The following is a 13,058-nucleotide window of genomic DNA, read 5'->3' as shown; positions in this document are numbered from 1 at the left end:
GACAAAGGACAAATGACAAATCACGTTTTGCAGATTCCTTTGAGCGATCGCTGGCGAATCTATCACCGATTGCAAGAGTTAAAAATTAAGAGCTACTGTCCCCCCGATGGTTCTTTGCGAGTGCAAGTGAACAATCTGCTAGAGGTCATTCTGATTCGCAGTATAGTTATGCAATTTCTTGCCTCTCGTCACGAATTATTAGAGTGGCTAGAGCGTTGCTGGCTTTACAGTAATGAATCTTGAGTTTTTGCGTCAGACCTAATTCAGAGACGATTAATCTTGAATTCATGACGTAAAGACTGTACTTTATCCTTTTTGTTCATAGATGCACAAAGCTCAAATAGGTTTAGAGTTTGAAGCTACTGTACACTAGCAGAATTTGTTGCAGACTGAGATGGAACAAATGGATTTGATATTTTATTGAATCTGCTAAATCTGAAATTCCCCTGACATATAGCAACAATTAAAAATACGAAATTCCTAAATAAAAATTGGAACTTCTGATTTTTAAGTTTTTCCCAAATTAAGAAATTGAAAGTTCAATTATGGCGACTCGGAACAGAGATATAAAACTCCTCAATTTTTTGCACAATGAACTTGAACTTTCAAATGCTGATATTGCTGTAGCTCTGCGACACCGTGAATTAGAAAATGGCCCACTACCGATGCTTCTCTGGCAGTATGGTTTAGTTGACTTGGAGCAGCTAGGAAAGATTTTTGATTGGCTAGCAGACCACAGTTAGCTAATTTGCACCCTTTAGCTTTGAGTACCATTACCTGCCTAAATACACCCAAATGCACTACAAAAAACGAGGTCACGAAAATGATTACATCCTTAATTGCTGGATTTTGTGTATTACTTTGTTCAGGATTTGCTAATAGCTATATTAGTTCATTGCTACTCAAAGATGTTTCAACTGACATCGGTAAAAACGATTAGTAAATTATACATTGTTTTAGTTCCCTGCCATACAGATGTGATGCTGCTAATAGGTCAATAATTAAGGATCATGTATCCTACATTATGAATTGTGATATTTTTAGCATTTACCATCACTAGGGATTGTAGAGAGAAAGGATATTAAGAATACTTCCAAGAGAGGGATATTTGCAATGAATCAAATCATCATTAATGACACTACACTACGTGATGGTGAACAAGCAGCAGGTGTTGCCTTTACCCTACAAGAAAAAGTAGCGATCGCTAAATTTCTCGATGCTATTGGTATTCCAGAATTAGAAGTCGGGATACCGGCAATGGGTGACGAAGAAACACGTGCGATCGCCGCAATTTCTAATTTGGGTTTACAAGCAAAACTCTTGGGCTGGAACCGCGCTGTCATCTCAGATATCAAGGCTTCCATCGCCTGCGGTCTGAACCGGGTGCATATTGCTATTCCCGTCTCTGGTATCCACATTGCCACTAAATTTCATGGTCAGTGGCGAGTAAGTTTACAGAAACTCAAAGACTCAATCAACTTCGCTCTCGATCAAGGTCTTTGGGTAGCAGTTGGCGGAGAAGATTCTTCCAGGGCTGATGAAAACTTCCTCTTAGATGTAGCACTTTATGCCCAAGAATGGGGTGCATCCCGCTTTCGTTTCTGCGACACTGTAGGAGTTCTCGACCCCTTCAGCACCTACACCAAAGTCCAACGGCTGGTTTCAGCGTTGACGATTCCCTTAGAGATACATACGCATAATGATTTTGGTCTAGCAACTGCCAACGCCCTTGCGGGTATAAAAGCTGGAGCATCATCAGTGAATACCACAGTCAACGGATTAGGTGAAAGGGCGGGAAATGCAGCATTAGAAGAAGTTGTCATGGCAATCAAACGCATCTACGGCGTTGATTTGGGCATTGACACACCCAGTTTGCTGGAACTGTCTCAACTAGTTGCAGCCGCATCAGGAGCCGATGTACCACCTTGGAAAGCGATCGTTGGCGAAAACACCTTTGCTCACGAATCTGGCATCCATGCTCACGGGGTACTGCAAAACCCCATTACCTACGAACCATTTGCACCCGAAGAGGTGGGTTGGGAACGGCGTTTAGTAGTAGGTAAACATTCTGGACGGCATTTAGTTGCTAACTTGCTAGAACAGCATGGAATTTTCTTGAACTCCCAAGAAACCCAATCTGTTTTAGACGCAGTGCGCCATCAATCGGTACAGAAAAAACGCAGTTTGACGACAGAAGAATTATTGAATTTGGTCAGGGAACAGAGGTACTCTCATGCAACGCGATGAATTAGAACTAAACTTGCCACCTGCTTTTGAAATTGGTGAAAAAGTCAGAGTTCGTAAACTGCTAAAAAACGATGGTACTTTTCCTGGTAAGGAAGTCGGCCAAGTTTTAGTAAACAAGGGAGATATCGGTTACATAGCGAGTATAGGCACATATTTGCAGACTTCCTATATATATGCTGTGCATTTCTTAGAAACAGGCTTCGTCGTCGGCTGTATGAAAAAAGAACTAGAATCTGTTGAGGAATCTCATGAAAGTAATGCTACGCATGAATGACGCCGGTACTTTAGTAGTTTACGTTGCTAAAAAAGACCTGGAAGAAGAAGTCGTCAAACAAACTGATGGAACTGATGGCAAGATTCTCACCCTAGCAAATGGTTGGGAATTAGAATTTCGTGATTTGCCAGATGCAGCAAATTTACCTCAAACTGTAGAAGCTAAACGCCTAGCTTAACAAGAATAGGGAGTAGGGAGTGCGAATTTTAGATTTTAGATTTTGGATTTTGGATTAAATTTCAATCTAAAATCTAAAATTGAATTGACCCATGCCCAATGCCCCATGCCCAATGCCCAATTCCCAATAACTTTTTATCAATCATGGGTGACAAGTATTTGACGTTATCAGAATTGAACCTTGAGGGACAGTTACTAGGTTTTCTTGGTGGTGAACCAGGAAAATATAAATACTTGCAATTGGCAGTTCCATCTGGAAATGTAGACATTAAACTGCCTAAAGAATTGCGCCGTTTACTAAGTTCATCTTTAGTTCCTGGTCAGCAAATTCGCATTTGTGGTCATAGTAAGGTAGACTCGCGCACAAGTAAAATTAAAATTAAAGCCTATCGGGTGACACCAATTGATGCGTGTCCAAAGCAAGATTTACCACCTCAAAGCAAAGCGAGGATTATGGTATGTCAAAAAGGCGGTTGTCTGAAACGTGGTGGTAAAGGGTTATTATCAGAATTAGAAAAAACTTTGTGCGATCGCGGTTTATTAGACAAAGTTACCATTGAACATACCAGTTGCCAAAAATGCTGTAGCAGCGCCCCCAACTGTGTTTTACACCTTGGTAAAAAGAAATACAAGAATATTCATCCTGAAGCGATCGCATCTTTGCTAGAAAGTCATTTAACCTAAGAGTACTAAGCTTTTCTACCTATTCTTAAAATAATACGCAACTTTGTAGGGGTAAAATTTTTACCCCTATTTGTTGTTGCTATTCTCTGCTAATGATGCCATAAACTAGTACCGCAAGTCAAAAATCACGCATAATTGTATTCCAAGCTCTTGCCCCATTTGAAACGGTATCTTTATTGCCACCGTGCTGCACTAGTACACCACGGCGTAAATAGACATACCATTCAAAATTTCTGAAAACCTTATGCTCTATTCATTTTGAATTTTGAATTTTGAATTCCGCCTTGCGGTACTAGTTCTAAGTAGGTTTGCAAAAAAATCCCAAATCTGCAAAAATTATGATTAATTTATATTGATTTATATAGTACATAAGTCCTATAAATATGCTAAGTTCGTAAAAAAATCCCAAATCTGCAAAAATAAGGGTTCCATTCCTCGTAAATAAGGAGTATTTAGCATCGGTAATAGAGCGTAGACGCAAAACACAATTATAAATTTTTCTGCCAACCTAGCTTAGGGGAAATATGAATAATTCTCATAACATAAAAAAAAACCAAATATTGTTAGGTCTTGCCATAGTTTTGTCATTAATATTATGTGGAGAATTAGCACTTAGAGCCTATTCTTATAATCTTCATGCTTTAGCTAATTCCACAGGTGAATATATCCCTGATTTTTCTAAACCTTTTGACAGACGAAGAACAGTTTTAGAATACTTTTGTTTAAATATTATATATATCCTGTGGTTAATAATAAATAAAAATCAAAAACCAGATATAAATTTTATAAAAATACTCAGAAATAGTTTATTCTTTTTATTAATTGCCTTCATAAGTTATCCAACAACTACCGATATTAATTTATATGTGCATTATGGGTTGATGAATTTAAATGGAATTAACCCTTTTATTAATCCTGCAAGCGCATTCACTTCCAAGTTGTCTTCATTTCTTGACTGGAAACAGACTTCAACTTATGGACCTGTATCTCAAATATTTTTTACATTTTCCGCTATTTTCGTTGCAATTACTCCCAGCTTGGGAATTTATGTATTTAAATTAATATGTCTTTTATTTCATATATTAAATGCTTACTTAATATGGCAGCATTTAAAAAGCTCTCCTCATAAAGTTAATATAACAATTGCATATTTAGTTAACCCATTTCTGCTCTATGAGCAGGTTATCAATGGACATGTTGATGTCTTTATTTCTACAGTTTTAATTATTTTAATAATCTGCCTGAAAAATCGTGATTATCTAGCTGCGATCGTTACAGCTTGGATTGGTTTTCTAATTAAAACTTTACCAGTTATTTGGTTGCCTCTAATTTTTGTTTACTTAATTAAACAAAAACGTTGGAAAACTTTATTCAATGCTATTTGTATCTCTCTAGCTATAATTTTGGCAGCTTATTTTATAGCTTTACCTACAGTAGATGCTTGGAAAAGCCTTTCAAATCCTGGAGTTGAAGGACAAACATTCGGCTCATTATATGCTTTGTTTAAAAAAATCATAAATTTGAAACCTCTCCACTTTTCTCTAAGTTTGCAAGAGAATCTATACTCAATATTTAAACCTATAATGTTTTCTATATTTCTAGTTTCTTATTTGATTATTCTCGTAAAACCATATTTTAAAAAAAATTATTCGGAAACGGATTTTAGTATAAATATAGGATGGATTACCTTAATATTATTTATTTTTGCTGCTCCTTGGTATTGTTCTTGGTATTCTTCTGTGCTGCTAGGAGTTGTAGCTTTAAACATACATTCAAAAAGATTCGTGATTACTACCATCCTATTTTCTCTTATTCCAACAGCAGGTGTGGGTGTAACGGTTTTACCAGCCTTAGCAGCAATTCTATTTTGGTTTGCGCGTGATATCCAAGCTCAAAAAAAATTGGTGTAAGGATTCAGGGCATTGCTGATTCTAAGTTTAATCAGTCTCAACATAATTAGCGTGTTATCGAATTTTAAAATTAGAATAAATATTTTCTGTAAATATACTGAGTCAGCGAGTGAGAGGGAGTAAGGGAAAAATAATAACTCCTAACTCCAAACTCCAAACTCCAAACCCCAAACTCCTAACTCCTAACTCCTAACTCCTAACTCCTAACTCCCCTCATGTCCCCGGTAAATTTCGCAAACGCTCATCCAAATGACTACGGTCTGCCAAAACCTTTAACAGTGGCCCATGCGAGGTAAATTCTACAATACTGACCGAAGCAACAGGGCATCCCAAACGAAAACGGAAGCGTCCCACATCAATCCCTAGTAAACTAGACAAAATAATTCTGATAGTTGCCTTGTGAGAAACCACTAACACATTGCCACTGCTGTAAAGATGTTTGATTTCTTCAATTACCTGTATGGCGCGAGAAGCAATTGTCACCCCCATTTCTCCACCAGTTGGCCCATTCCAAGCCGGATCTGCTGACCAACGAATATAATCATCGTGATATTCACGGCTAATTACTTCTGGGGTTTTTCCTTCCCACAAGCCATAGTTGATTTCCTTCAGACCATCTCTAAATTGTGGTTCTATCCCGATTGCTTCAGATAAGGGTTTTGCTGTCAATACAGTTCGCCGCATTGGACTACAAAATATTGCTGTCCAATCCATAGAACTATATGCAGATGCAAAAGCCTTTGCCATCTCCAAGCCTTCTGGGGTAAGTTCTGAGTCTATGGAACCGCAAAAGGAATTATTGCGACTGCATTCGGTCTGTCCGTGACGGAGGAAATAAAGAGTTAGGCTCACGGTATATTCTCATCAATGATAAATTTAACGACGTTAACAATCAGATGTAGCTGAAGATAATCAATGCCCGTGCTATGTTACTACAATTTCACGATATTTGGAATAATCTTCAGATCGCCTGACTTTGCTCTCTTGACATTTATTTAGAGACGGTATCTCATCAAATCAAGCGGCGTAGCAGGTGAGCCAATAAAAATTCAATCGTTCAAGCAAAGTGATGAAACAGCTTGATGTGTAAGCATTTTGAGCAGTTAATATCCTGCCATCAAAACCCATTATCTGAAATCAACTATTAAAGTACTTGACATTAACCCAGGAGTTACTGCTATATTAACTAGAGTAATGTTGTTGGGGCGTAGCCAAGTGGTAAGGCAGCGGGTTTTGGTCCCGCCATCCCTAGGTTCGAATCCTAGCGCCCCAGTAATTCTAAAAGACAGGCTTCACAGTTTGTCTTTTAGAGTATTTAATCAAATTTTTAAGATTAGTCTCAAGGCATCTAGTTCTGTAAAAGTTATTTGTCAGAAGATTTGAGAGCTTGATCTAGAGTTTGCCGAGCTAGTTCTGCTTTAGATCGCGCTTCCTGGTAACGCACATTAGCTTGAGCAAAATTTTTGAGAACTTTAAAACCTTCCTTGAGTCGAGTAATTTCCTCTTCAGTCACTAACTCATCGCTGAACAGAATATCAACAGCTTTGCGAATTTCCAACGCTTCCGCTCGTGACTCCTGCACTTTCAACTTGAGCGTGGCTAGGTTACTCAAAACCTGGACAGCTTGTGTAATGGTATCCTCACCACTAGCAGTATCAATAGTTGACTCCTTAACCTCAATCAATTGTTGAGGGCCAAATCCTTCTTCCAGTTCTGTGGGTAGCTTACCTGCATCCATCAGTTCCATCAGTTGATCCATTGCTTTATCACGGGCTTTGGCTGAATCTTTTCCAGAAACAGTAAGGATAATTTCTGGGCTTTGCGCGAGAGTATATTGAACCATATTTGAGCAGAAAGTTTGCTGGTTAACCAAGCTGAGGCAAACAATTATAACATATTGCGTCTCAGGTTATTTGCCGGCTCATCGACTTTAGTATCGGTTTGCCAAATATATAGAAATATGTGGAAATATTATTTCCTTCTTTATTTTTACCTTTACCAAGTCCCTCAAAATAAAACTTTATACTTAAGAAAAGGGAATATTTTCAACAGGAGAGGAGAGCAATGGCTCCCAGTCCCACCATCATGCAGGCTGTGGAACAACTGGGCTACCGTGTCACCGTTGGTGATGTGGCAACTCAGGCAGGATTGAATGTCGCGGAAGCTAATCAAAGCTTGTTAGCCCTAGCATCTGATGCTGGCGGACATTTGCAGGTAGCAGATTCAGGTGATATAGTTTACCTTTTTCCACGAAATTTTCGAGCAATTTTACGTAACAAATACCTCCGGTTACGATTGCAAGAATGGTGGAAAAAGGTCTGGAGTGTTCTATTTTACCTGATTCGCATTTCTTTTGGAATTTTCTTAACTGTTTCCATCGTCCTAATAACTATTACCATCTTCATTATCATTACTGCTGCTAATTCAGACCGTAACGGCAACAATCGGGGCAGTAATTCTGGTGGTGGGGGGTTCTTTTTCTTTCCAAATTTATTTTGGTATCTTAGCCCAAATTATGACACCCACTACCAGGAACGGCGACCTGAAAGCCGAGAAGAAAGCAATCTAAATTTCTTTGAAGCTATATTTTCGTTTTTGTTTGGTGATGGTAATCCTAATGCCAACTTAGAAGAACGTCGCTGGCAAGAAATTGCTACGGTGATTCGGATTAATCGTGGCGCAGTGGTAGCAGAACAAATTGCCCCATATTTAGATGATATTGGCGAGGGATACACCAGAGAGTACGAAGATTATATGTTGCCCGTTCTAACGCGATTTAATGGGCAACCGGGGGTAAGTCCAGAAGGGCAAATTGTTTATTACTTTCCAGAGTTGCAGGTGAGTGCAGTTAAAAAGCGCCGTTATGCAATATCAGATCACTTAGAGGAATTTCCCTGGCGTTTTAGTGCCGCAAGTTCTGGGCAAATTATGCTGAGTGCTGGGTTAGGAGTACTAAATTTTGTTGGTGCTTTAGTACTGGGAAATTTGTTGAAAGGTGGAACTATTGCCGCCCAATTAGGTGGACTGGTAGCTTTTGTGCAAGGAATTTATTGGCTGCTATTGGCTTACGGGGCAGGTTTTTTAGGCATACCGTTATTGCGTTATTTCTGGATTGGGTGGCGTAATCGCAAAATAGGCGATCGCAACCGCGATCGCCTTTCCAGAGCCAGGATATTGACAAGTCCTGATGCACCTTTGCAACAAAAAATCAACTATGCCCAACAATTTGCCGCAGAAAAAGTCATTGGCAAGGAAGATTTAGTGTACACTAGCGAAACTGATTTACTCGACCAAGAAGTTGAGCGTTCTGCACAAATTGATGCTGAATGGCAACGGCGGTTAGACGAGTTAAAGTAATTCGTAGTTACAATTAGTGAGGGCTTGCACCCTCCACTGTCTTGTTGACACCAAATTAGAGGTTAAGACAAGAGACGCGATAAATCGCTGTCTCTACAAAGGGCTAATTGGAGAGAGGTTTGGAGAGAGGTCAAAAAAATAGAGCAGTTGCACTGTATAATACAACTGCTCAAAAAAGTACTTAGATAGATAGAAAATATCTATCTATCCACAGATCCCATAATTACGTCAACACTACCGAGAATCACCACAATATCTGCAACCTTCATGCCGCGCAGTAAATGTGGGACAATCTGGAGATTGTTGAAATCTGCGGCGCGAATCTTCCAACGTGCAGGGAAGACGTTATCATCGCCAACCAAGTAAATTCCCAATTCACCTTTGCCACTTTCTACACGAGAGTAGATTTCACCTTTGGGAATCTTAAAGGTGGGGGAAACTTTTTTACCGATGAATTGGTAATCAAATGCGTCCCACTCGGATTTTTTACCTGCGGCTAAACGCTTGGCTTCCAGATTTTCGTAAGGGCCGCCAGGAAGTCCTTTAACTGCTTGGCGAATAATTTTCACAGATTCGCGCATTTCCCGCATCCGCACTACGTAACGGGCAAAGCAATCACCGGCGGTTTCCCACTGTACATCCCAGTCGAAATCGTCGTAGGATTCGTAATGGTCAACTTTCCGCAAATCCCATTGCACACCAGATGCGCGTAACATTGGGCCAGAAAGTCCCCAGTTAATTGCTTCTTCACGGGTGATAGTCCCAATACCCTCAACACGTCGCCGGAAGATGGGGTTATCGGTTACTAAGCGTTCATACTCATCAATTTTGGGCAGTAGGTATTCGCAAAATTCCAGACACTTATCTACCCAACCGTAAGGTAAATCGGCTGCTACTCCACCAACGCGAAAGTAGTTGTTATTCACCATCCGATAGCCTGTGGCAGCTTCCCACAAATCATAAATCATCTCCCGTTCCCGGAACTGATAGAAGAAGGGAGTTTGAGCGCCCACGTCAGCGAGGAAAGGGCCAAACCATAGCAAGTGGTTTGCAATGCGGTTCAACTCCAGCATGATGACGCGGATGTAGCTAGCGCGTTTGGGGACAGCGACACCTGCAAGCTTTTCTGGGGCGTTGACAGTGACGGCTTCGTTGAACATTCCCGCCGCGTAGTCCCAGCGACTAACGTAAGGAACGTACATTACATTAGTGCGGTTCTCAGCAATTTTTTCCATTCCCCGGTGCAAATAGCCGATAACTGGTTCACAGTCAACGACATCCTCGCCATCCAGAGTCATGATTAGCCGCAGAACCCCGTGCATTGAGGGGTGGTGTGGCCCCATGTTTAGCACCATTGGTTCAGTGCGGGTTTCTAGTCTGGTCATAGATTTTGTGTTCTCCGTTCGTGAAAAGATTGAATTCAACCGCGCAGATGCCAACTAGACCCAATTTATCTTGTTTGTCAAGCCAAAGTAAGGTTTATGCGAGGAGGGATTTGATTTGATGTTTAATTTTGTTGCACTTCTTCAACTATTATATGGAAGCTCGATATGCAGTTAATTAAGGCATCGAATTTTTTTATCTCATTGGGTCTGCTGGCAGGTATTGTCTTTTTGATGCTTGACGCTCAGTCAGTTAATGCCTCATCTTTGAAAGCTATTGTGTTTTTGCTGGTGTTCGCATTAGTGTTAGTGCGATCGCTTTGGGTTTCTTTTCCCCCACCTACAGGTTTACCACTGCAACCCCAGGATGTACCCAATCTCTATTCTTTAACTAACGAAATCTCATCAAAACTGCAAGCTCCACGGTTTCATCACATTCTGCTGACCAACGATTTTAATGCAGCAGTTGTCCAAAGACCATGCTTAGGTTTGCTGGGATGGCAGCAAAATTACTTAATTGTGGGTCTACTGCTTTCACTACCACCCAAACAATTTCGTGCTGTCTTAGCCCCTGCGCGAACTAAGGGAACTCCAAGAAATAAATTATCCAATATTGTGGGGTGGGGCCCGCCCAGTCCATAGGGCGGGCCCCACCCCACAAGAGTTAATTGGATATTTATTTGTCAGTCCCTTACTAGAAACACACAAAGACACAAACAAAAGAATAGATAATTAAAGTTCATCTGTGGTTTTTTGCCCTAAGTCTCATGAATCGTCAGCTAGCTATTGAAGAACCGATATTTTCCCATCTACCAGTGTTACCGCAAGAAGTAATTGCAGGTCTAGCGGTATCTCCCGGAGGTCATTATCTTGATACGACGGTAGGCGGTGGAGGTCACAGCCGTTTGATTTTAGCTGCTGCACCAGATGTAAAATTAACGGCAATTGACCAAGATGAGGATGCTTTAGCAGCAGCAAGGAAAGAATTAGCAGAGTTTGGCGATCGCATACAATTTATTTACAGCAATTTTGCTGACTACGAATTTCCCCCCAACACTTTCGACGGTATTTTAGCCGATTTGGGGGTAAGTTCTTACCATTTAGACCAAGCAGAAAGAGGTTTTAGCTTTCGCCAAGCTGCAAATTTAGATATGCGAATGGATCGGGGGCGATCGCTAACTGCTGCTGATGTGATTAATAATTGGGATGAAGCCGAATTAGCAGATATTTTCTTTAAGTACGGTGAAGAGAGATTATCGCGGCGCATTGCTAGACGCATTGTCGAACGGCGACCGTTGCACACGACTACAGAATTGGCTGAAGCGATCGCTTCTTCAGTTCCCCCGAAATACCGATATGGGAGAATTCACCCCGCTACCCGTGTTTTTCAAGCTCTGCGAATTGTCGTCAACGATGAGTTAAAATCCCTAGAAACCTTTTTAGATAAAGCCCCAAATGCCCTTGTCCCTGGTGGACGAATTGTGATTATCAGTTTTCACAGCTTAGAAGACCGCCCGGTGAAGCATGGTTTAAGAAATTCACCTTTATTAAAAGTCTTGACAAAAAAGCCGATTATTGCTCAAGAAGAGGAAATTGGGAAAAATCCGCGATCGCGATCGGCCAAGCTGAGGATAGCGGAAAAACTGCTTTCAATTTAAAAATTGGAGCAAAGCAAGTTGACGAGCTTCACTCCCGACTAATCTCAAAGTACACGTAGTAAGCTAGGAATGCTTTCAATCGCTGACAAATCCCGGATTTCTGCTAAAGCTTGCCTAAAATTGCCTTCCCGCACATCATGGGTAACAACCACAATCTCTGCAAGTTCTCCTTGAAAGCCAGTTTGAACAATTGACTCTAAGCTAACGCCATAGTTACCAAAGCAAGTTCCCAATTTACCGATAACTCCGGGTTGATCGTTGGTAAGAAAACGAGCATAAAACCGAGTTATCAGTTCTGCCATTGGCGCAATTTGGCAGTATTCTTGATGTCCACAAGCTAATAGGGGATTTGCAACTGCTGTATTAGTTTTGAGGACAGCAACTAAATTCAAAATATCTGATGTGACGGCACTGGCGGTTGCACCAGCACCAGCACCGGGGCCAAAAAACATTACTTGTCCGATTGGTTCTCCTTCCACAAGAATGGCATTGTAAACGCCGTTGATGCTAGCCAAAGGGTGGGTTTTGGGCACTAAGGTAGGATGAACTCTGATGGAGAGGGGAGATGAGGGAGTATCACGTTTAGCGATCGCTAACAATTTAATCACAAATCCCAATTTTTCGGCGTAGGCAATATCTGTCTTACTGACTTGCCGAATCCCTTCAGTATAAACATCTTGTAAGTTGATGCGTCCACCAAAGCCTAATGATGCGAGGATCGCAATTTTATCACCTGCGTCTAAACCATCGACATCAGCAGTGGGGTCAGCCTCAGCATAACCCAAACGCTGGGCATCAGCTAAGACATCATTGAAGTTGCTGCCTTCTGTTTGCATCCGTGTCAGGATGTAGTTAGTTGTACCGTTAACGATGCCGGTTATTGTGTGAATGCGGTTAACACTTAAAGACTGCTTTAAGGGTTGAATCACCGGAATTCCACCACCCACAGCCGCTTCTAGCATGACGTATACGCCGGCTTGATTGGCAGTTGTGAAAATTTCTGCCCCAAAACGGGCGATCGCTGCTTTATTGGCGGTGACTACATGCTTGCCATTACTTAAAGCTTTGAGAATAAGCGATCGCGCCGGCTCTAGTCCGCCCATCACCTCGACAACTATATCTACCGCCGGATCGTTGACAATAGAATCTAAATCTGTAGTTAATACTTCCGTAGACAATTCTACTGCACGGGGTTTATCTAGCGATCGCACTCCCACCCGATAAATTTCTATCTCTTGCAACAATGGGTGACGCCCAGCGCTATCTTGCAACAACTGCACTGTTCCCGTTCCCACGGTGCCTAATCCCAGTATTCCTAGTTTCACACCCACAAATTTTGCACCCAATTTATTTTTTAGTGCTGAGTGCT

At 41.1% G+C, this 13,058-nt stretch carries 14 protein-coding genes and 1 tRNA gene; 11 read left to right on the top strand and 4 right to left on the bottom strand.

Annotation, left to right across the window (positions count from 1 at the left end; genetic code table 11):
• Nucleotides 1-12 precede the first annotated feature (12 nt).
• From V7K76_RS05660 to V7K76_RS05630, 7 genes are all read left to right on the top strand, one after another.
• Nucleotides 13-243, top strand: a complete 231-nt coding sequence (locus V7K76_RS05660; RefSeq protein ID WP_334774819.1) for an Asr1405/Asl0597 family protein — start codon at nucleotides 13-15, stop codon at nucleotides 241-243.
• A 302-nt stretch (nucleotides 244-545) separates the two neighbouring features.
• Nucleotides 546-743: a DUF2949 domain-containing protein gene (locus V7K76_RS05655; protein WP_179064190.1), complete on the top strand. Its 198-nt coding sequence runs from the start codon at nucleotides 546-548 to the stop codon at nucleotides 741-743.
• 370 nt (nucleotides 744-1,113) lie between these two features.
• A complete protein-coding gene (nifV, locus tag V7K76_RS05650; protein WP_334774820.1) occupies nucleotides 1,114-2,247 on the top strand; it encodes a homocitrate synthase in 1,134 nt (377 codons plus the stop codon).
• Nucleotides 2,234-2,521, top strand: a complete 288-nt coding sequence (locus V7K76_RS05645; RefSeq protein ID WP_094327372.1) for a nitrogen fixation protein NifZ — start codon at nucleotides 2,234-2,236, stop codon at nucleotides 2,519-2,521. Before nifV ends, V7K76_RS05645 begins: the two co-directional genes overlap by 14 nt.
• A complete protein-coding gene (gene nifT, locus V7K76_RS05640) occupies nucleotides 2,496-2,699 on the top strand; it encodes a putative nitrogen fixation protein NifT (protein ID WP_104909027.1) in 204 nt (67 codons plus the stop codon). The genes V7K76_RS05645 and nifT overlap by 26 nt, the downstream gene beginning before the upstream one ends.
• A gap of 143 nt (nucleotides 2,700-2,842) precedes the next feature.
• Nucleotides 2,843-3,382 (top strand): (2Fe-2S) ferredoxin domain-containing protein, encoded by a 540-nt coding sequence (locus V7K76_RS05635; RefSeq protein ID WP_334774914.1) that lies wholly within the window; start codon nucleotides 2,843-2,845, stop codon nucleotides 3,380-3,382.
• A gap of 524 nt (nucleotides 3,383-3,906) precedes the next feature.
• Nucleotides 3,907-5,292: a hypothetical protein gene (locus V7K76_RS05630; RefSeq protein ID WP_334774821.1), complete on the top strand. Its 1,386-nt coding sequence runs from the start codon at nucleotides 3,907-3,909 to the stop codon at nucleotides 5,290-5,292.
• A gap of 213 nt (nucleotides 5,293-5,505) precedes the next feature.
• On the opposite strand, the gene V7K76_RS05625 is transcribed toward V7K76_RS05630, so the two are convergent.
• Nucleotides 5,506-6,144, bottom strand: a complete 639-nt coding sequence (locus tag V7K76_RS05625; RefSeq protein ID WP_334774822.1) for a histidine phosphatase family protein — start codon at nucleotides 6,142-6,144, stop codon at nucleotides 5,506-5,508.
• A gap of 349 nt (nucleotides 6,145-6,493) precedes the next feature.
• Between V7K76_RS05625 and V7K76_RS05620 the strand changes: the two genes are divergently transcribed.
• Nucleotides 6,494-6,565, top strand: a tRNA-Gln gene (locus tag V7K76_RS05620).
• Nucleotides 6,566-6,655: 90 nt separating this feature from the next.
• Here the strand turns inward: V7K76_RS05620 and V7K76_RS05615 are convergent.
• Nucleotides 6,656-7,135, bottom strand: a complete 480-nt coding sequence (locus tag V7K76_RS05615; protein WP_334774823.1) for a hypothetical protein — start codon at nucleotides 7,133-7,135, stop codon at nucleotides 6,656-6,658.
• Nucleotides 7,136-7,356: 221 nt separating this feature from the next.
• On the opposite strand from V7K76_RS05615, the gene V7K76_RS05610 reads away from it, so the two are divergent.
• A complete protein-coding gene (locus tag V7K76_RS05610; protein ID WP_334774824.1) occupies nucleotides 7,357-8,649 on the top strand; it encodes a hypothetical protein in 1,293 nt (430 codons plus the stop codon).
• A 200-nt stretch (nucleotides 8,650-8,849) separates the two neighbouring features.
• Here V7K76_RS05610 and V7K76_RS05605 read toward each other — a convergent pair whose 3' ends face one another.
• Nucleotides 8,850-10,034, bottom strand: coding sequence for an NAD(P)H-quinone oxidoreductase subunit H (locus V7K76_RS05605; protein ID WP_334774825.1), 1,185 nt, complete (start codon nucleotides 10,032-10,034; stop codon nucleotides 8,850-8,852).
• 165 nt (nucleotides 10,035-10,199) lie between these two features.
• Here V7K76_RS05605 and V7K76_RS05600 point away from each other — a divergent pair, with 165 nt between their 5' ends.
• Nucleotides 10,200-10,673 carry a M48 family metallopeptidase gene (locus tag V7K76_RS05600; RefSeq protein WP_334774826.1) on the top strand — a complete coding sequence of 158 codons (474 nt, stop codon included), beginning with the start codon at nucleotides 10,200-10,202 and terminating at the stop codon, nucleotides 10,671-10,673.
• Nucleotides 10,674-10,798: 125 nt separating this feature from the next.
• On the top strand, nucleotides 10,799-11,689 hold the full coding sequence (gene rsmH / locus V7K76_RS05595; protein WP_334774827.1) for a 16S rRNA (cytosine(1402)-N(4))-methyltransferase RsmH: 891 nt from the start codon (nucleotides 10,799-10,801) through the stop codon (nucleotides 11,687-11,689).
• 44 nt (nucleotides 11,690-11,733) lie between these two features.
• On the opposite strand, the gene V7K76_RS05590 is transcribed toward rsmH, so the two are convergent.
• Nucleotides 11,734-13,020 carry a homoserine dehydrogenase gene (locus V7K76_RS05590; protein WP_334774828.1) on the bottom strand — a complete coding sequence of 429 codons (1,287 nt, stop codon included), beginning with the start codon at nucleotides 13,018-13,020 and terminating at the stop codon, nucleotides 11,734-11,736.
• Between the last annotated feature and the right edge of the window lie 38 nt (nucleotides 13,021-13,058).

The organism is Nostoc sp., assembly GCF_036917975.1.
In the GTDB taxonomy this organism is placed as follows: domain Bacteria; phylum Cyanobacteriota; class Cyanobacteriia; order Cyanobacteriales; family Nostocaceae; genus Nostoc.
The sequence above is the reverse complement of the archived record's forward strand: the minus strand, read 5'-3'. Positions and strand labels throughout refer to the sequence as shown.